The sequence below is a fragment of the Pedobacter foliorum genome (assembly GCF_013266735.1).
Taxonomy (GTDB): domain Bacteria; phylum Bacteroidota; class Bacteroidia; order Sphingobacteriales; family Sphingobacteriaceae; genus Pedobacter; species Pedobacter foliorum.
Genome location: NZ_JABSNU010000002.1, coordinates 586878 through 604578, shown reverse-complemented (window position 1 = coordinate 604578; position 17701 = coordinate 586878). Strand labels below are relative to the sequence as shown.

Genomic DNA, 17701 nt, shown 5'->3' with positions numbered 1-17701 from the left:
ATACATTATGCCATCCCTATCCTGTTTAACATTAAGCTAAATAATCCAATGCTTACTTATAAGAGACAAGTTCAAACCTTTATGTACTGTCAATTTTAAACGAAATTATTACCGCTATAAAAGATATTTATTTATGAAGAAATTCTTGATAAAACTATTGGTATTTACTTTTATGATTGGAGTTTCCGCCGAACTCGTCATTAGATTACAAAAGCTTGTTCCGGATATTCCAAGATTGTATGTTGATGATATGGGAATACAGCGATATATACCTGGTCAGACAGGATATTACACCAAAGCAAAGACAAAGTGGGAAGTAAATAAATATGGTTGGCTAGGCACATCCGATACCAGTAAAGACACTACAATCTCTATTATTGGAGATTCTTTTATTGAAAACATCATGAATCCGGCATCTTGCAATCAAGGAAATATTCTTAAATCCCTCTTTAAAGATTACAGCTTTTTTGAAGCAGGAAGACCTGGAGTCACCTTTATTGAAGCTATGCAGATTAGTAAACTATTAGATTCTACTATCAAACCAAAATTACACCTCATTTATGTAAATAATGCCGATTTCCCAGAAAGCTCCTCTCTCAATCAACGGTATACTGATCGAATACAGATAGATCTAAACACTAATACAATTCTAAATGGAAATTTAAAGAGTCCTGGAGTGAAAAATATACTTTACAATATTAAACTCATGTATTACTTATACTTACAATTCGCCTTAGTTGTTGATAAAAAAAATAAAGAAGATCATAAAAACGCTAAAGAAAACTCTGTTGTAATAAAACCCGAATTTGATGCAACGGATGTAAATAAATTGCTTGCCTACTGCGTTAAAAATTATGACATGGAAAAAGTAATCTTAGTTTTTCATCCGGGAATTGAACAGGCTATCGTAGAATTGACTAATAAATACCACATCAAAAATATTATATTAGAAAAAGGAAAAGACCAAAAAAGCTGGATTTTAAATGTCGATGACGGGCATTGGTCTTGTTACGGACATAACCAGGTAGCAAAACAAATTGGCACTAAGCTGCCCTCACTTTTTGCCAACAATATCCATTCATCTGCACTGGTAGAATTAACCCCACTCCCTATAACCACATCTATTAAATCTTTACCTAACAAATGAGCTTTAGCTCTTGTTATACAGTCTTATCACAACAGTAAAAGGGCATCAACTTAATTTAGCTTACATATTGGAAAAATCCGTAAATTTATTAGAAGCAAAAAATAAATACTCACCCTAAAATCTAAAAAAAATGAAACTTAAAAGTTTAGCAGTTGTACTATGTTTGCTCATAGGCAGTCAATTGGCAAAAGCGCAAGTAAAAGTAGCTGATTTGGTAAAGGAATGGGAAAGATCAAAAGCTTATACTAAGGAATATCTGGATGCAATGCCAGAAAGCGGATATGCTTTAAAGCCTACTCCTGAAATGCGATCTTTTGCAGAGCAAGTATTACACCTATCGGATGCAAACTATGGTTTCGCTTCGGCTGCTACAGGTGCAAAAAGCCCTTTTGGCCAGGGCGAATTGGAAAAAACCAGTGATAAATCCAAAGCTAATGTAACCAAGTTAGTATTGGCCAGTTATGACTTTGTGATTGATAATATTAAAAAGATGCCTGAGGCCCAACTGGATGAACAGGTTAAACTGTTTGGAAGCTTCGATATGACTAAAAGATTGGCTTTAGCTAAGGCTTTTGAGCATCAGGCACATCACAGAGGGCAAACAACCGTTTATCTTAGACTGGCAGGTGTAAAACCACCACAAGAAAAACTCTTTTAGCAATTTGCCTTTAAGCCCTACGGAAGGGTAATAGACCGAGATTCACAAAAGCTTCACAAAAAAAGTGAGGCTTTTGTTTTACAATACGGGTTATAAAACTAACAGTCCAAAACCCCTCAAACTATTTATAGGTTTCGAATGCCAAAATAGTTCGAAATGCTCCATTGAAGCTTCAAAATCCGCTTTTATTTCTTGAAAAGTATAAACCTGCTCATTAGAGACCGCTATTTTCTGTAACATGGAAATCAACCATTCTCCCTCATTTTTATTGGTATTAATACTAAAGGTTTCCTTTTTATCGTGAAAAGTTAAAACCATTGTTTCGAAAGTATTACCCTTTTTATGCTTTACAACACTTTCCGTATCTGGCTTCCCTCCTAGCCAAATTACTTTAGCTGTTGGTTTAATATTGAATCTGTTTTCATCCACAAGGGCTTTCTCAATAAAATCCGAAGGAACAGCGGTCCTTGGAATCTTAAAATCAAACCAATCTTGCAATTTGTAATCGAAACAAATGCCATGCATAAAATTAAAAAGCGACTTCTTTAAGCCGTAACTAAATTTATCATGATCTATTCCCGTTTTATCTATATAATTGATGTCATTATTGGCAAAGGTTCCAATAGCTTCAGTCTCTTTTACCACACCAAATCTTTCCGGATGCATGCCAACAGGACTATGTGCAGTCATAGCAAACTGATGCCAGAAACCAGATTGCAAAACGCCTGCTTCAAACAACTGTCTTACCATTTCCAAACTATCTACAGTCTCTTGAATAGTTTGTGTCGGGTAACCATACATCAAATAAGCATGAACCAGCACTCCTGCTTCCGTAAAATTCTGAGTAACCTTAGCAACCTGCTCAACCGTTACCCCTTTGTCAATTAGTTTTAATAACCTATCCGATGCAACTTCTAAACCACCAGAAACTGCAATGCAACCTGAAGCTTTTAGCAAAAGGCATAAATCTCTGGTAAAGCTTTTCTCGAACCGAATATTTGTCCACCAGGTTACAGATATTTTCCTTCTTAAAATCTCCAGCGCTACTTCGCGCATCAAAGCCGGTGGTGCAGCCTCGTCCACAAAGTGAAAGCCATTCTGACCTGTTTGTAGACTTAGCTCTTCAATTCTATCAACGATTAATTTAGCTGCAACAGGTTCATAAACCTTAATATAATCTAAAGAAATATCGCAAAATGTACATTTCCCCCAATAACATCCATGCGCCATTGTCAATTTATTCCAACGTCCATCACTCCACATCCGATGCATTGGATTTACGATTTCTATAACCGAAATGTATTGATCCAATTTCAAATCGCTATAATCTGGTGTTCCTACATCAAACTGCTTGTAATCACTCCTTAAAGCATCATTTCTATAGGTAACCTCTCCATTTTCCAATAGAAAAGTCCTTTTGTAAAGGTTAAATTCTCCGCCTTTTATGATGGAGTTATACAGCAGTTCAATAGGTAGCTCTCCATCGTCTAACGAGATATAATCGAAAAACTCAAATACCCTTTTATCAGACACTGAACGTAATTCTGTATTAGCAAAACCACCGCCCATTGATATTTTAACCTCCGGATAATGTTGTTTCACATATTGCGCACATCGAAAAGCGGCATACAAATTCCCAGGAAAGGGAACAGAAATTAACAGCAACTTAGGTTGAATGACCGAAATTTTCTCTTCCAGAATTTCAATCAGAATCTTATCCATATAAGTATAATCCTGATTTAAAGCTCCGTAAAGCTCATCAAATGAATTTGCACTCCTACCCAACCTCTCGGCATAACGACTAAAACCAAAATTCTGATCTACACATTCAATAATAAAATCAGAAATATCCTCAAGATAAAGCGTTGCTAAATGTTTACCCTTATCCTGCGTTCCCATTGCGCCAAATGCCCAATCCAGCTCTTCTAACTGTTCAAATCTGGAGGCTTCCGGTAAATAATCTTCCTGACAAATTTGCAAAGCCAGGGTTGGGTTTTTACCCTGCAAAAAAGCAATAACTGCATCTATTGTTTTGATGTACTCGTTTTTTAAAGCAAGAATTCGCTTTGCATTTAAACTTTTTGGTTTGTCACTTTGCTCCTCAGCAAATAAAAAAAGATCTTCCAAGCCTTTTTTGGAAAACAAAGCCAAGATTACTTCAATACCTAAATCGGCCTGAGTTGAAGATATATTTTTAGTGTTCAAAAACCCTTTGATATATGCAGTCGCAGGATACGGGGTATTCAGCTGGGTAAAAGGTGGCGTAACAAGGAAAAGTTCTGTTTTCAAAATGGAATTGTATTTCGCTACAAAAATATCCATAATTATTTTGGTATTGCCCCTTATAAATAGATGTTTTTTTATTAAAGCTGATAAGAAGTTTTTAGGTTACAAAAAAATTGGCTCCTTTTTGGGTTCTTGAAATCCCTCGGACCTTGTACCGGATTCATTCGCCCTTTGTTCGGCTGTGGTCGAACGAGGGCCGAACAAGACCCTTTTTAGTATGGTGCGAGGGCCGACTATAATCTAGGATGAAATTTGGTTCTTTTCAAAATCTGAAACCATCCGATTAAGGGGATAAAACGCTGTCAATTTAAAACATTAAAAAATTGTCTATGGATAATTTTTTAATGTTTTAAAATTATTTATTATTGATGTAAGTTACACATAAAACCTAAAGTATTTATGAAACCATCTAGAAATGATCCGTTTGATTTGAACCTTTGTATGAGAGGATTGGGTGTGGTGATCACGAACATGCATTCAGATGTTTATGAATATATTTACCATTTCACCTTTAAAAAAACAATGAAATCCTATGGTCAAGATTTCAAAGATCCCTGGGAGCAACACATAGAACATGAAGCTTTTTTTAGAGAGATTGATGACCCTTTCGTTCACAACGCTCTTAATACCATGACAAGACTTATTGAATATAAAGTCGATCTTTCCTTAAGATTTGGTATAGATGAAGAAGAAGATTTGCAAAATGAAATTATCAATTTGGAATCAATCAGATTCCACCCTTATAGGCTGCTTTTTAAGCGTTCTAAAAGTTTAAAAAAATTAAAACTATACTATGACCGTACAATATCAGGTTTTATTGAAAGTTTAAGCTTATACGCTTATGCATTAACGGCACAAAGTAACAAAATACCACTTGTATTGAAGCGGCAGCTTAAACTTCCAGAGCAAGACAGTTTGAGACTATTAAATCATGATGATAGCAATATTGAATTAATTAAGGAATTGATTATAGGATTAATGAAGGACCTTAGCCATTTTAGAAGCTTAGGTCCAAAACCAAGGAAAGTTCCATCTACAAAACAGATCTCAGTTAGCAAAAATTAAATAAAACATTAGGCATTAAGGCCACCGTCAATTGTAATTGCAGTACCTGTAATGAACTTACCTTCTTCACTCGCCAGATAAGCAACAAGACCAGCAATATCCTCGCCCGTTCCATATTCTGAAAGTGCCATCCTGCTTCTCAGAAAATCGGCTAGTGCTGTATCCGAAGGATTCATATCAGTATTAATTGGCCCTGGCTGTACAAGGTTCACTGTGATCCCCCTCGCCCCAAGATCTCTGGCTAATCCACGTGTGAAACCTGTAAGCGCAGCTTTACTCATCGTATATAAAGTTGTTTGAGGGCCGACGGCATTCTCTGCCATATTGCTACCAATGGTGATGACCCTACCATTATTTGGCATTTGAGCTGCTACGGCTAATGCAGCTACGTATACCGCACGAACATTAATGGCCATAATTTCTTCGTAATCTTCCAGTGTATGCGATTCAAATTCTTTACCAATATAAATTCCGGCATTATTAACCAGAATGTCAATAGTACCGAGTTCTCCGATTGTATTTTGAATGGCACTAGTCAAAGCTTTCGGATCAATGCTATCTGCTTCAACGGCTCTGGCATTACCGCCTTTGGCGTTAATTTCTGAGGCAACAGCTTCCGCTTTTTCTCTGGATTTTGAATAAGTTAATACCACACTTGCCCCTTCTTCTGCAAGTCTTTTACTAATGGCAGCACCCATTCCGCGACCACCGCCTGTGATGAATGCTATTTTGTTTTCTAAACGTTTCATGATATTTTTATTGATTTATATTCAAAAGTAGGCACTAATACCTATTTTTGATGGTAAACACTAAATTGTCAGGTACTAACAAAAAAGTAAGAAATGAGAAAAGAATCTTCTACGAATGCTATTAACGAAAAGCAGATCAACGATAGCTGTGGCATGGCATACTCTTTATCGGTATTAGGAGGCAGATGGAAACCTGCAATACTTTGCAGGCTAATGCACCAAACTATGCGCTACAGTGATTTAAAAAACTCTATAGAACAGATTTCTGAAAGGATGCTGGTTTCTCAGCTACGTGAATTAGAAGCTGATCAGGTAGTAAAGCGAACCGTATATCCTGTTGTTCCACCAAGGGTAGAATATGAACTTACCGAACTCGGTTTAAGTATGCAACCTATGCTGAAAGCCATGTCAGATTGGGGAAATATGCATCGAAGCAAGGTTAATCCGGACGCAGGTGTTGTGGTATCTGATTTTTAATTATGTAATCTTATATAAAGCCTTAGATTTCTCTAAGGCTTCTATTTTCAAAAGGATTTTTTGCATTACAAACGCCCTCTGGCTTCATTTCCTGCCGCGTCTATATTCTCCTTGTTGCTCTGTTTTTTTCCTCTCGAAAAATTGTAGTTAAGGAAAACACCAACACTTCTACTCCAATCCAATCTGTTTCTTAGTACATTTCTTCTGAGCTCAGGTGTATTGATTTCGTATTGTGGTTTATACAAATGGAAAGGATCTTGTAATTCAATCCTCGAGGTGAGTCTATCATTGAAAAAACTTTTCTTAATAGCCAAATCCAGTTTCCCGACATTAAATTGGTCATAGATATCATAAAAACTGTTTCTATTAAAAGATCCGGAGACTTCAACAAAATATTTGCCTGGCAAGTTAAACTTACTTGTTGCCCATATGTTTTGTGAAAACTTCGATCTGTGCACCAGGGGTGTTGTCTGGATATCTATGGTTCTATATCTCAGCGTAACATTCGTATTAAACTCCCACCACTTTGTTATTTGCACAGGTATATACCCAGACATAAAAACATTGTAATTGTCGTTGATATTCTCATCTTTTGAAATGATTACGTCGCCAATGTTAGTGACATTGGTTGCGATGGCATTATTGGTGTTTTGATACCCAACGGTTAATGAATATTTACTCTTTAATAAATATTCCAGCTGTAGATTGTTGCTAAAATAGGGACGCAAATTTGGATTTCCCTGCTGGATAAAGTTGAGGTTTGTATAAACTACAAAAGGATTCAAGTCTCTAAATCCAGGGCGATTTATTCTTCTGGCATAAGAGAGCGTAAATGAATGACTTTCATCTAATTTTCTATTTATATACGCCGAAGGAAATAAGTCCCACTGGTTACGGTTAATAGTTTGCCCAGTTGTTACTGATAATCCATTATAATTAGTTTGCTCAGTTCTCAGTCCTATTTTTATATTCCATTGATCGAAAGACTGGGAAAGAGTCCCATAAAAAGCCAATATATATTCATTATACAAAAATCTGTTCGACTGCAATGTGTCCAATGGGGATTGATCATTTAAACCACTTCGATAATTTATAGAGTAATCAGTTTTTGAAGCAGTGTATTTACCTCCAACATTTAACACCAATGACTTAGACAAATATTTTTCTAAATCCATATTGGCTACATGAATCATAGATTTACCCATTGTTTTGGTAAATAAGCTGTCACGAGGATGAAACTCAACTCCTTCAGCATTTAAAAATTGGGTTTCTATTGCGGCAGGGTCTCTCAAACTATAATTTATGTAACTATAACCCACATCTAATTTGCTACCAAGAGTGTCGAGCTTATTGCGATAAAAAACATTGGTCATTTGGTTAACATAACGAAAAGTTGTACTCCTATTAGTATATGAAGATGAATCAATGGAATTTGCCTGTTTATTTGCTAAATAATTGATATTGGTAATGCTATTATTACTGATATCTCCAGGATTAGCAAACAGGTTAAAATCAACTCCTACTGTTTGTTGGGGAGTTAGTTTATAATCGATACCAACATTGTAACCAATAGTATAAAGATGCTCCGTATACTTCTCGGTTTGAGGACTGTAAACTCCGGTAGATTTAAACTCTTGAGTAATATTGTCTTCGTAAAAAGCTCGTGTATTCCTGTAATTAAAATTGCCCTGTACATTCAATTTCCCGGTTCTATAGTTCAAAAAAGTTGAACCAAAAGCATTGCTATATCTATTATACCAATAGCCTGCATTTAGGTTGCCGGTTAACCCGTACTTATATTCAGATTTTAGAACAATATTAATAATTACGCCACCATTTTGTGCATCATTTTCGGCACCAGGAACAGCCTTTAGCTCATACGATTTTATAGACTCCGAAGGAATAGAGCGCAGATAAGTGAGCAATTGATCTCCTATCAACGGAATTCTTCTATTATCTATGTAAACCGTAACGCTTTCGGATCCTCTGAATAAAATATCCTTTCCTGTTACCTGGACACCCGGTATAACGTTAAATAACCTAAGTGCATCTTCCCCCTTTTCGTATACGCTGCCTTCTACGTTTAATATCAATTTATCGGCTAATCGTTTAATCAAAGGTATTTTACTAGAGATGGTAACACCGCTTAATTTTATGGCTGATATGTTAAGAATAATATCCGGTAACTGAAGGATTTTAGCATCTGTTACTGTAACTTTTTGTGTTAAACTATCCGTTTCAAAGGAAGATACTTTAAGCAGGTAATCGCCCTGCTCATAAACGGTAAGGTTAAATCTGCCGGCAGTATCGGCAAGTGCAGAGGCTATAATATTTTGGTTACTCGCTTTGATGATTTGTATTGTAGCGAATTCAACAGCCTTATGGTCGGAAGTAATTACCCTCCCCTTTAGCATGTATCCTTGCTGCTGTCGTCTTTCCAGCAGAATATTATTATCAATCTGCCGAAAAGAGAAATCTGTATTCTTTAGTAGTTCATACAATGTATTTTCTACTGTTCTGGTGCTAAGGATTAAGTTTAGATCGTTAATTTCTCTGATCTCAGATTTTCTATAGTAGAACCTGAACTTTGTTTGTGCTTCGATCTTTTTTATACCGGCTAGTAAACTTTCATCTTCCAACTTGAGTGTCACTTTATAGTCGCTCATTTTCTGACCGTTTACCGGTACAGCCATGAGGAATTGTAAAGAAATTAAGAAGAAAAGAAATATGACAATACTTACCCGCATCAACCAGATTATAAAGTGTTTATTTAATAATGTTATACCAATGGGATAAGCACATGCCTTCCCTATATTCCACACTATTGCAGAATTTTTCATAGTTTTAAAATGTTTTAAGTGATTCCAATTATTTAAGACCCCGGATATTCCGGGATACCTGTAGACCGATGGCCGTCGGTTTACGGGTTATTTTATCTGATTATACTTCCTTGAAGCATATCCAGCATATATAAAGCTTAGTCGTTATTCATCTAAATAGGTTTTAATTAGTACTAATTGCAGCCTTCGCCATAGATCATTATGTGTCCGCTAGATGTTAGTTTCCAGCTCGCATTATTAAAGTCAGTAATCACATCTAAGATTTTATCCAGTTTATCTCCCCTCAATGCGGCACCGCTGAATCTGCAGTTTTTTAGTTTTTCGTTATTAAAGGCAATCTTCACATCGAAATGCTGTTCGAGCTGTATTGCTGCATCTGCAAATGTGATGTCATCAAAAAGGATATCGTTATCCTGCCAGGCAATGACAGTTTTAGTATCTACTGTTTTTTCAGTAGGTTTTCTGGTCAGCAAATCGACACTTACCTGCTGATTACTTGTAAGAATACTTAAAAGTTTACCATCATCAGCTACACTTACCTTACCTCTGGTTACGGTAACCTCAAGTGTATGGTTGTTTGGATCTTCTTTAATATTAAAGGCCGTTCCAAGCACCGTGGTAAGCACCTTACCTGTATGGATTAGAAAGGGTCTGCTGGCATCGTGTCTTACATCGAAATAAGCCTCACCAGAAAGATATACTTCTCTTGTTTTTCCATCAAAAGCTTTCGCATATTTTAATTCGGAGCCTGCATTTAACCAAACTTTGGTGCCATCGGCAAGTGTTATTTGCTTTTTCTCATGATCAGGAATGGATATTGAAGTTAAATCAGTTGGTAACATCCGTTTTTCTAATAGCGGCCAGGTTAAGTAAAGGCCAAAAACCAGAATTAGTGCTGCTGCTACCCCGGCAATTTTGTACCATAAATGCTTTTGTGATTTTATTGGTACAACTTTAGGTTCATTTTGCTTAATGGAAGCTTTAATGTCCATAAATACGTCTGACAGCCACTTATCTTTACTGGAACTATCTAGCTGTTTCCAGTTGGAATCAGCATTTCCATTTTCTGCCAGCCATTTTTCAATCAACTGATTTTCTTCGATGGAAGTTTCTTTTTTTAGATAACGGTCTAATAAAGCTTCGATATTGTAACGATTCATTTTATCGGATTTTCACAATAGTCGTATGAACTACCGATTGGTACTATAAGAAAATGAAATATTTTTTAATGTTATAAGAAGTAGAGTAAGAATAGATACGTTAATGACTGACGTAAATGCTTTAATGCTGATGTTAGCTGATTTTTAACGGTTTGCTCAGAAAGCTGTAATTTCTCTGCTATTTCTGGAATACTTAAGTTTTCTTCACGGCTTAAGTGGTAAATCTCTCTTACTCTTGGAGATAGTTTTTCGAGAGATTTCCCAAGACTCAGTTTTAGTTCTTTTACTGCTATTTGTTGTTCAATTTCTGATCCTAAACTTGTATGCAGAGCCAATGCCATCCCAATGTAGTCCTCATGGGTAATGTTTTTTCTGATCTTATCAATGATTCGATAGCGAACTAAGGTAAATAAATAAGCCTCCAGGTTTCGATCTACTTTAAGTAGTTTCCTTTCTTCCCACAATTTCACAAAGAGGTCATGAATAATATCGCGTGGGTCCTCCAAATTATACAATTTAGAACTGGCAAATCCGGTTAGGTTCTCTGCGTAACGGGAATATATCTCAGTAAAGGCGGCTTCATCATCTTTTTTTAAAAGATCGATCAGTTGGAGATCGCTTAATGAATTGTATACCGGCATTTATCTTTAGCGTAAATTATTATTGGCGAAGCTACAGAATTTCCATCATATAGGAAGTTGTCGCATTTATACTATCTTAAGAGTACTAGTTTGATGAACTTTAAGTGCATTTTAATCTTAAAGTCATGAGAAAACGTTTCTATTTTTATTTGGCGATTTTTACCTTGAGTATGCTTATTTTTTCTTCTTGTAAAAAAGAAGCAGGACCACAAGGTGATGTGGGTGCAAAAGGAGATCCGGGTATAGCGGGCCCAGCTGGCAGTACGATTCTAAATGGCACAGGAACTCCGAATTTAACATTAGGAAAGAACGGTGACTTCTATCTTGATGTAAAAACGGCTAATCTTTACGGACCAAAAACAAGCAATGGTTGGGGCAGTTCATTAAATCTTAAAGGTACAAATGGCGCTAATGGAGCTACAGGCCCAACCGGAGGACAGGGAGCAACGGGAACAAATGGCACCAATGGTAAAACCATATTGTCAGGAACAGGAATTCCTGCAACCAATTTAGGTACTGTAGGCGATTACTATTTAGATAAAACGACCTATAATTTCTATGGGCCAAAAACCGCTACCAGTTGGGGAACTCCAACAGCTTTACAAGGACCACAAGGACCAATGGGAAATGCAAATATTAAGATTGATGTTTTCTCATTAACAAGCCCAGATTGGCTTTGGTACTCTTATTACAGATTTGGAATTAGCCCTGGATCTTACATATTGTATACCACAAGATATTATGAAAGAAAAGCAGCGGCACTAACTTCAGATTTTTTGAATGGAAATGGTATTGTAATGGTTTACATATCATCTCAACCCATAGCTAATCAAAACGCATGGATTCCGCTTCCTTTTAATATCAGAGACTCATTTAACACATACGATTATAGCATTTATTACGATACTTTAATTGGAGAAGTAAGATTACACTTCTTCTTTAGTGCAGCTACAGTTAATCCACCTGATCTGAAGACCTACCCTATTGATAATTATAGATTTAAAATAGTTGTTGCAACAGGAACTGTTGTCAGCTCACTTTCACAGGCCAATATTGACAAAAATGATAAAGTTGCTGTGGCTAAATTTCTTGGTGTTCTTGCAAATGGCGCTAATTGATTGACCGCAGACTTTAACACTATTTAACACCTAGCCCACTGTGAGTTAACAAATTAAACCATCGTAATTACATAACTTTATGTATGCGTTTAATAGCTCTCCTTTTAATTTTACAATGCTATCTGGTACAGCAGGTTTCGGGTCAGGTTGTCACCGGTACAGTAGTCGACAGGGATTCACGTCTCTTGTTAGAAAATGTTGAAGTAAACAATGTTATCACCAAAGAAAAGGCAACAACTAATGCTAAAGGCGAGTTTAAAATTAAGGCCACTGTCAATCAAACACTGGTTTTCATTCAACCGGGTTACTTTTCCGACACACTATTTTTGATCAATGTAAAACCTATACGTAAATACATGATCCTGAACAACAGATTTCTTAATACTGTAGAAATCAAGGCTGAGGCATTTCAGCCTGAAATACAGTATGCAGACGTATATCGAAAAGCGAAAGTTATTAGGCTGGCTCAGAACCAGCCATTCGCACTCTCCCTTTCAAGGATTTTTGGTCGGGAGGGAAAGTTTGCAAGGCGCTTTAAAAGGAAATTAGAGCGTGAAGTAACTGAGCGCAAGATTGATCAACGCTTTAATGAAAAGGTCGTCAAAGCCTTAACTCCACTGACAGGAGCTGAGCTGGATTACTTTATGGTGTTGTATAGACCAACTATTAAAAAACTAGACAAGATGGATGACGATGATTTGAAGTTTTATTTGATGGATGCATATAAAGAATTTAAGGCATTACCACCAGAGAAAAGGATTTCGCCTTCATTGAAAAGTAATTAGTATAAAATTCTTTCTAATTCAATCAGTATATTGTTGCTCAAAAAATCTACTAGCTTTAAGGATAAATAATGGGTAAAAAGAAAAATATTTTCGCAATTGTCGGCAGTGCAAGCCGCAATTCTTCGAATCAAAAGCTTGTAGAAAATTTTGTAAAAATGACGATAGATGATTTCAACGTTACGGTTTATTCTGATTTAAAACTGCTACCCCATTTCGACCCTGAATTATCTATTGAAAATACACCAAGGGAAGTTCTCGATTTCAGAGAAAATGTAAATCAGGCTGATGCAATTTTAATTTGTACTCCTGAATATGTTTTCAGTATTCCAAGCGGATTAAAAAACGTGATTGAGTGGTGTATTGCTGTAACTGTGTTTAGTGATAAACCAATCGGTATAATCACTGCTTCAGCTAATGGTGAGAAGGGACACGAAGAACTGCAGCTTATTATGCGCACCCTGATGACAAAATTTACTGAAGACACGACTTTATTAATCCAGGGGATAAAAGGTAAAATAAATGAGCAGGGAGAAATAACAAACCCTGATACCTCAGCGCAGTTAACGAAATTTATTGAGGCCTTTAAAATTCAAATAGTAACTCATTAAGCTTAGTTATTCTTTGAACTTAATTGTTCTTATCGCATAAAGTAGTTTTTTTTCATTTTCGGGTTTAAGGTCTTCCCCATTTAACTGAAATCTATCAACTTCTGAACCTTTGACCCAAACGCTGTCAATATATATTCCCGTTGTACCATGTCCTGTTTTCTTCGGGTATATTATTTTAACTTTTTTATTGTCAATTATTTCAAAGCTTACTTTATTCTTTAAAAATTTTTCGAGATTAACAGTATCCTTTCTTCCATAATACTTATAAAAGAGCGTATCGGATTTTGATTTCTCTTTATCTCGTAAAAACACACGGTCATTTTCCAAATAGTACGATTTTTCTTCTTCCAATGAACTTGAATACCAACCTAGGTCAAAGGAAATAGTGTCCGTTTCGTCAATTGCAATTTTCCCAACAAAAGAATCAATACTTTTTTGTTTTAATATTTTCCAGCTGCTTGGTACTTCAATAGTGAAATGGCCCGCATCTAACGTCTTTGACTTGTGTTGACACGATAAAAGTATCATTAAGAGGGGAAAAAGTAAGTTTTTTTTCATTAGTGCTTAGCAGGCTTATAGTCGCACTCACCCCCTAAACCTCTCTCATAAAGCTGCCTAAGGATTGACTCATCTTTTCCACCATATCTTATACCTGAAACACAAGAAACCTCCATGGCACATATAGCTCTTTCAAGCTCTTCAGGTGTCTGTGGTTGTCTTTTAAAGTAGCAGTGTCCCCACTCAGTCTTTGAATGATCAATTAGGTCAGGCGCCTCTGCTTCCGGAGCCCCACAAGCAGTACAAACCTGATTCTTAACATAAAAATCTCCTTCAGAGTTTTCAGAAAATCTTTTGGGCAACTTGTTTCCAAAAACAAAGTCAAATAATTTCATTTGTATTTTTGTTAGTTATTAGGCATTTGTTTAGAATTACTACTTTTAAATGTACGAAAGTTTTATTCTAATAATCTCCATTTCGGAGCAACTAGCTCAGTTAAAACTCCATACATTTGGACATTAGTGATAATTGCATAATTACCAAATTAAGCTAAAATATAGAAATACGACAAATGATAAGATTTTTGCATTTAATAATGAAAAACACAATACTCCTTTTATTGACCTTATTCTCACTTTCTGTTTTTGGACAAGAAAATAAATCAGAAGCAGGCGGACCTCCAAAAATTTCAGAGTTGATCGGTTTCTGGAAAAAGGTTGAATTTCCAAATGAGGAAAAAGTAAACAAAGTCAATCCTTGGCCTCAAAAACATCAGTGGTTTGCATTCTATGAAAATGGTAAAGTATATTCAATGATGTCCGACAAAGATTATGATTATTCATTGAAAGACTTGAAAAAAGTCTTTAGTTCTCTACCAGCTAATAAAACGCCAAATTATAAATTAGATGGCCAATTTTTGACTATAGACAACAAAGAAATTAAGGATTATCAAGAATTATGGGGAGTGAATTTGTTTGCAATTGATGTAAATGACTTCTTAAAAAAGGGAAATCTGATAATGTCTCTAGACGATGGAAAAGGGAATGCAGTTTATTATAGGTTATTAAAGAAAATAGAATAACAACCTCTTCCGCTTCATCAAATCTAAAAAAAGCACCGTTAACAATAGCCATGCTATAGTTAACGGTGCTCATGAAAGTCATCTATGATTTAATTACAATAAATCAAATCTGTCTAAATTCATTACTTTACTCCAAGCTGCGACAAAGTCTTTCACAAATTTGCCCTGAGCATCCGCACTTCCGTATACTTCTGCGATAGCCCTCAGTTCCGAGTTAGAACCAAAGACAAGATCTGCACGGGTAGCGGTCCATTTTACAGCACCGCTGGCACGATCACTACCTTCATATAGTTCTCTATCTTGAGACACGGCCTTCCATGCGGTCCTCATGTCGAGTAGATTTACAAAGAAATCATTGGTAAGCTGGCCGGCACGTGAGGTGAAAACACCATGTTTAGAGCCATCAAAATTTGTATTCAATGCGCGCATACCTCCTACCAAAACTGTTAACTCAGGAGCTGTAAGTGTAAGTAAGTTAGCTTTATCTATTAACAATTCTTCGGTAGATACAGGGAATTTTGATTTACGGTAATTGCGGAAACCATCTGCTATTGGCTCCAAAAAGCCTACAGAATCCACATCTGTTTTTTCTTGCGAAGCATCTGTACGACCAGCTGCAAAAGGAACTGCAATTGTGTGTCCTGCATCTTTTGCCGCTTTTTCAATACCTGCGCCACCGGCCAGTACGATCAAATCTGCTAAAGAAACTTTTTTACCGCTCGCTTGCGCACCATTAAAATCTTTCTGAATACCTTCTAACTTATCAAGCACCTTTTGTAACTGTGCCGGGTTATTTACCTGCCAATATTTTTGAGGAGCCAAACGAATACGCGCGCCATTAGCACCACCACGTTTATCAGAACCACGGAAGGTAGAAGCTGAAGCCCATGCTGTAGAAACCAGTTCCGACACGCTCAATCCTGACTCCAATACTTTTGCTTTTAAAACTGTAATATCATTTTCGTCTATTTGTTTATAGTCTGCCGCAGGAATAGGATCTTGCCAAAGTAGTTCTTCAGCTGGTACATCTGGACCCAGGTAACGAGCACGAGGTCCAAGATCACGGTGTGTTAATTTAAACCAAGCACGCGAAAAAGCATCAGCAAACTCATCAGGATTTTCCAGAAAGCGCCTTGATATTTTTTCGTAAACCGGATCAACTCTTAATGAAATATCTGTGGTAAGCATTGTAGGCGCATGTTTTTTTGAGCTATCAAATGCATCCGGTATGATATCCCCGGCATCTTTAGCTACCCATTGGTTTGCACCGGCAGGACTTTTAGTAAGTTGCCATTCAAAACCAAACAGGTTTTCGAAGAAATTATTGCTCCATTTGGTTGGTGTTTTTGTCCAGATTACTTCGAGACCACTTGTAATGGCATCAGCACCCTTACCCGAGCCATAACTATTTTTCCATCCCAAACCTTGCATTTCCAAATCGGCAGCTTCAGGCTCTTTACCTACATGCGTTGCTGGAGCAGCACCATGCGTTTTACCAAAACTATGGCCACCTGCAATTAACGCAACCGTTTCTTCATCGTCCATTGCCATGCGACCAAAAGTATCACGGATGTCTTTAGCAGCAGCGACAGGATCAGGGTTTCCATCAGGTCCCTCAGGATTAACATAAATAAGTCCCATCTGCACCGCAGCAAGTGGCTTCTCTAAATTACGAGAATGTATATTACCATCAGCATTATCGTCTGACGACACTACTCCATGTTCTTTTTCAACACCTTCTGATCCGTGGGCGTACCGCAGGTCGCCGCCAAGCCAGGTACTCTCAGAGCCCCAATACACATCCTCATCCGGTTCCCATACATCTGCCCTTCCACCAGCAAACCCAAATGTTTTAAAGTCCATTGATTCAAGCGCCACATTTCCGGTCAAAATCATCAAATCTGCCCATGAAATTTTTTGGCCATACTTTTGTTTAATTGGCCAAAGCAATCTGCGGGCCTTATCTAAACTTACATTATCAGGCCAGCTATTAAGTGGGGCAAAACGCTGTTGTCCTGCTCCGGCACCACCACGGCCATCACCTACACGATAGGTACCTGCACTATGCCATGCCATACGAATAAACAACGGACCATAATGCCCAAAATCTGCCGGCCACCAATCTTGCGAATCAGTCATAAGTGCATGAAGGTCTTTTTTCACGGCCTCCAAGTCAAGGCTATTAAAAGCTTTTGCATAATCGAAATCCTCATTCAAAGGATTGGACAATGAAGAATGCTGACGCAGGATACTTAACTTTAATTGGTTGGGCCACCAGTCGCGATTTCTGGTACCGCCACCACCAACATTGTGTTTCATAGTTCCATTATGAAATGGGCATTTACTGATATCATTTGATTCGTTTTCCATTTTTATTAATTTATGGTGTTGAACTTATTTAATAGGTCGTTCTGACTATTTATAAATTTATGATATTAGAACAAATAATCACAATCATTTAATTCTATAATTAGATAGTTAAAATCTATTGGGCCATTTGAAATGTAATTCTAAAATATGGGGATATTTCAGCAAGATTGAGACGCATATGCTAAATGTTGAGACAGAAATACAATCCTGATACATCT

Annotated in this window: 16 protein-coding genes; 8 read left to right on the top strand and 8 right to left on the bottom strand. The window is 36.8% G+C overall.

Annotated elements, in window-relative coordinates:
- Positions 1-133 precede the first annotated feature (133 nt).
- A complete protein-coding gene (locus HQN83_RS06395) occupies positions 134-1147 on the top strand; it encodes a hypothetical protein (protein ID WP_173089496.1) in 1014 nt (337 codons plus the stop codon).
- A gap of 130 nt (positions 1148-1277) precedes the next feature.
- Positions 1278-1805, top strand: coding sequence for a DinB family protein (locus tag HQN83_RS06390; RefSeq protein WP_173089495.1), 528 nt, complete (start codon positions 1278-1280; stop codon positions 1803-1805).
- Positions 1806-1895: 90 nt separating this feature from the next.
- Here the strand turns inward: HQN83_RS06390 and HQN83_RS06385 are convergent, their stop codons facing one another.
- Positions 1896-4127: a B12-binding domain-containing radical SAM protein gene (locus tag HQN83_RS06385; protein WP_217277340.1), complete on the bottom strand. Its 2232-nt coding sequence runs from the start codon at positions 4125-4127 to the stop codon at positions 1896-1898.
- A gap of 363 nt (positions 4128-4490) precedes the next feature.
- On the opposite strand from HQN83_RS06385, the gene HQN83_RS06380 reads away from it, so the two are divergent.
- A complete protein-coding gene (locus tag HQN83_RS06380; RefSeq protein WP_173089494.1) occupies positions 4491-5156 on the top strand; it encodes a hypothetical protein in 666 nt (221 codons plus the stop codon).
- 8 nt (positions 5157-5164) lie between these two features.
- Here HQN83_RS06380 and HQN83_RS06375 read toward each other — a convergent pair whose 3' ends face one another.
- A complete protein-coding gene (locus HQN83_RS06375; RefSeq protein WP_173089493.1) occupies positions 5165-5905 on the bottom strand; it encodes an SDR family NAD(P)-dependent oxidoreductase in 741 nt (246 codons plus the stop codon).
- Positions 5906-5998: 93 nt separating this feature from the next.
- On the opposite strand from HQN83_RS06375, the gene HQN83_RS06370 reads away from it, so the two are divergent.
- Positions 5999-6382, top strand: coding sequence for a winged helix-turn-helix transcriptional regulator (locus HQN83_RS06370; protein WP_173089492.1), 384 nt, complete (start codon positions 5999-6001; stop codon positions 6380-6382).
- Positions 6383-6447: 65 nt separating this feature from the next.
- On the opposite strand, the gene HQN83_RS06365 is transcribed toward HQN83_RS06370, so the two are convergent.
- From HQN83_RS06365 to HQN83_RS06355, 3 genes are all read right to left on the bottom strand, one after another.
- Positions 6448-9222, bottom strand: a complete 2775-nt coding sequence (locus HQN83_RS06365) for an outer membrane beta-barrel family protein (RefSeq protein WP_173089491.1) — start codon at positions 9220-9222, stop codon at positions 6448-6450.
- A 173-nt stretch (positions 9223-9395) separates the two neighbouring features.
- Positions 9396-10382: a FecR family protein gene (locus HQN83_RS06360; protein ID WP_173089490.1), complete on the bottom strand. Its 987-nt coding sequence runs from the start codon at positions 10380-10382 to the stop codon at positions 9396-9398.
- 71 nt (positions 10383-10453) lie between these two features.
- Complete coding sequence (locus HQN83_RS06355; RefSeq protein WP_173089489.1) at positions 10454-11023, bottom strand: RNA polymerase sigma factor; 570 nt, start codon at positions 11021-11023, stop codon at positions 10454-10456.
- 125 nt (positions 11024-11148) lie between these two features.
- On the opposite strand from HQN83_RS06355, the gene HQN83_RS06350 reads away from it, so the two are divergent.
- The 3 genes from HQN83_RS06350 to HQN83_RS06340 all read left to right on the top strand — a co-directional run bounded on the left by HQN83_RS06350 (position 11149) and on the right by HQN83_RS06340 (position 13534).
- Positions 11149-12141, top strand: coding sequence for a hypothetical protein (locus HQN83_RS06350; protein WP_173089488.1), 993 nt, complete (start codon positions 11149-11151; stop codon positions 12139-12141).
- Positions 12142-12224: 83 nt separating this feature from the next.
- A complete protein-coding gene (locus HQN83_RS06345; protein WP_173089487.1) occupies positions 12225-12926 on the top strand; it encodes a peptidase associated/transthyretin-like domain-containing protein in 702 nt (233 codons plus the stop codon).
- A gap of 68 nt (positions 12927-12994) precedes the next feature.
- Complete coding sequence (locus tag HQN83_RS06340) at positions 12995-13534, top strand: NADPH-dependent FMN reductase (RefSeq protein ID WP_173089486.1); 540 nt, start codon at positions 12995-12997, stop codon at positions 13532-13534.
- A gap of 6 nt (positions 13535-13540) precedes the next feature.
- On the opposite strand, the gene HQN83_RS06335 is transcribed toward HQN83_RS06340, so the two are convergent.
- Both HQN83_RS06335 and HQN83_RS06330 read right to left on the bottom strand, forming a co-directional pair.
- Complete coding sequence (locus tag HQN83_RS06335; RefSeq protein ID WP_173089485.1) at positions 13541-14092, bottom strand: hypothetical protein; 552 nt, start codon at positions 14090-14092, stop codon at positions 13541-13543.
- Positions 14092-14427, bottom strand: a complete 336-nt coding sequence (locus tag HQN83_RS06330; RefSeq protein WP_173089484.1) for a ferredoxin — start codon at positions 14425-14427, stop codon at positions 14092-14094. The genes HQN83_RS06335 and HQN83_RS06330 overlap by 1 nt, the downstream gene beginning before the upstream one ends.
- Before the next feature lie 200 nt (positions 14428-14627).
- Here HQN83_RS06330 and HQN83_RS06325 point away from each other — a divergent pair, with 200 nt between their 5' ends.
- Positions 14628-15113: a hypothetical protein gene (locus HQN83_RS06325; RefSeq protein WP_173089483.1), complete on the top strand. Its 486-nt coding sequence runs from the start codon at positions 14628-14630 to the stop codon at positions 15111-15113.
- Between the two features lie 93 nt (positions 15114-15206).
- On the opposite strand, the gene katG is transcribed toward HQN83_RS06325, so the two are convergent.
- Positions 15207-17483 (bottom strand): catalase/peroxidase HPI, encoded by a 2277-nt coding sequence (gene katG / locus HQN83_RS06320; RefSeq protein ID WP_173089482.1) that lies wholly within the window; start codon positions 17481-17483, stop codon positions 15207-15209.
- Positions 17484-17701 lie beyond the last annotated feature (218 nt).

Bases quoted from the DNA above. Each gene is read 5' to 3' on its own strand.
- HQN83_RS06395 (WP_173089496.1), top strand. From the start codon at position 134: ATGAAGAAATTCTTGATAAAACTATTGGTATTTACTTTTATGATTGGA.
- HQN83_RS06390 (WP_173089495.1), top strand. From the start codon at position 1,278: ATGAAACTTAAAAGTTTAGCAGTTGTACTATGTTTGCTCATAGGCAGT.
- HQN83_RS06385 (WP_217277340.1), bottom strand. From the start codon at position 4,127: ATGGATATTTTTGTAGCGAAATACAATTCCATTTTGAAAACAGAACTT.
- HQN83_RS06380 (WP_173089494.1), top strand. From the start codon at position 4,491: ATGAAACCATCTAGAAATGATCCGTTTGATTTGAACCTTTGTATGAGA.
- HQN83_RS06375 (WP_173089493.1), bottom strand. From the start codon at position 5,905: ATGAAACGTTTAGAAAACAAAATAGCATTCATCACAGGCGGTGGTCGC.
- HQN83_RS06370 (WP_173089492.1), top strand. From the start codon at position 5,999: ATGAGAAAAGAATCTTCTACGAATGCTATTAACGAAAAGCAGATCAAC.
- HQN83_RS06365 (WP_173089491.1), bottom strand. From the start codon at position 9,222: ATGAAAAATTCTGCAATAGTGTGGAATATAGGGAAGGCATGTGCTTAT.
- HQN83_RS06360 (WP_173089490.1), bottom strand. From the start codon at position 10,382: ATGAATCGTTACAATATCGAAGCTTTATTAGACCGTTATCTAAAAAAA.
- HQN83_RS06355 (WP_173089489.1), bottom strand. From the start codon at position 11,023: ATGCCGGTATACAATTCATTAAGCGATCTCCAACTGATCGATCTTTTA.
- HQN83_RS06350 (WP_173089488.1), top strand. From the start codon at position 11,149: ATGAGAAAACGTTTCTATTTTTATTTGGCGATTTTTACCTTGAGTATG.
- HQN83_RS06345 (WP_173089487.1), top strand. From the start codon at position 12,225: ATGCGTTTAATAGCTCTCCTTTTAATTTTACAATGCTATCTGGTACAG.
- HQN83_RS06340 (WP_173089486.1), top strand. From the start codon at position 12,995: ATGGGTAAAAAGAAAAATATTTTCGCAATTGTCGGCAGTGCAAGCCGC.
- HQN83_RS06335 (WP_173089485.1), bottom strand. From the start codon at position 14,092: ATGAAAAAAAACTTACTTTTTCCCCTCTTAATGATACTTTTATCGTGT.
- HQN83_RS06330 (WP_173089484.1), bottom strand. From the start codon at position 14,427: ATGAAATTATTTGACTTTGTTTTTGGAAACAAGTTGCCCAAAAGATTT.
- HQN83_RS06325 (WP_173089483.1), top strand. From the start codon at position 14,628: ATGAAAAACACAATACTCCTTTTATTGACCTTATTCTCACTTTCTGTT.
- katG (WP_173089482.1), bottom strand. From the start codon at position 17,483: ATGGAAAACGAATCAAATGATATCAGTAAATGCCCATTTCATAATGGA.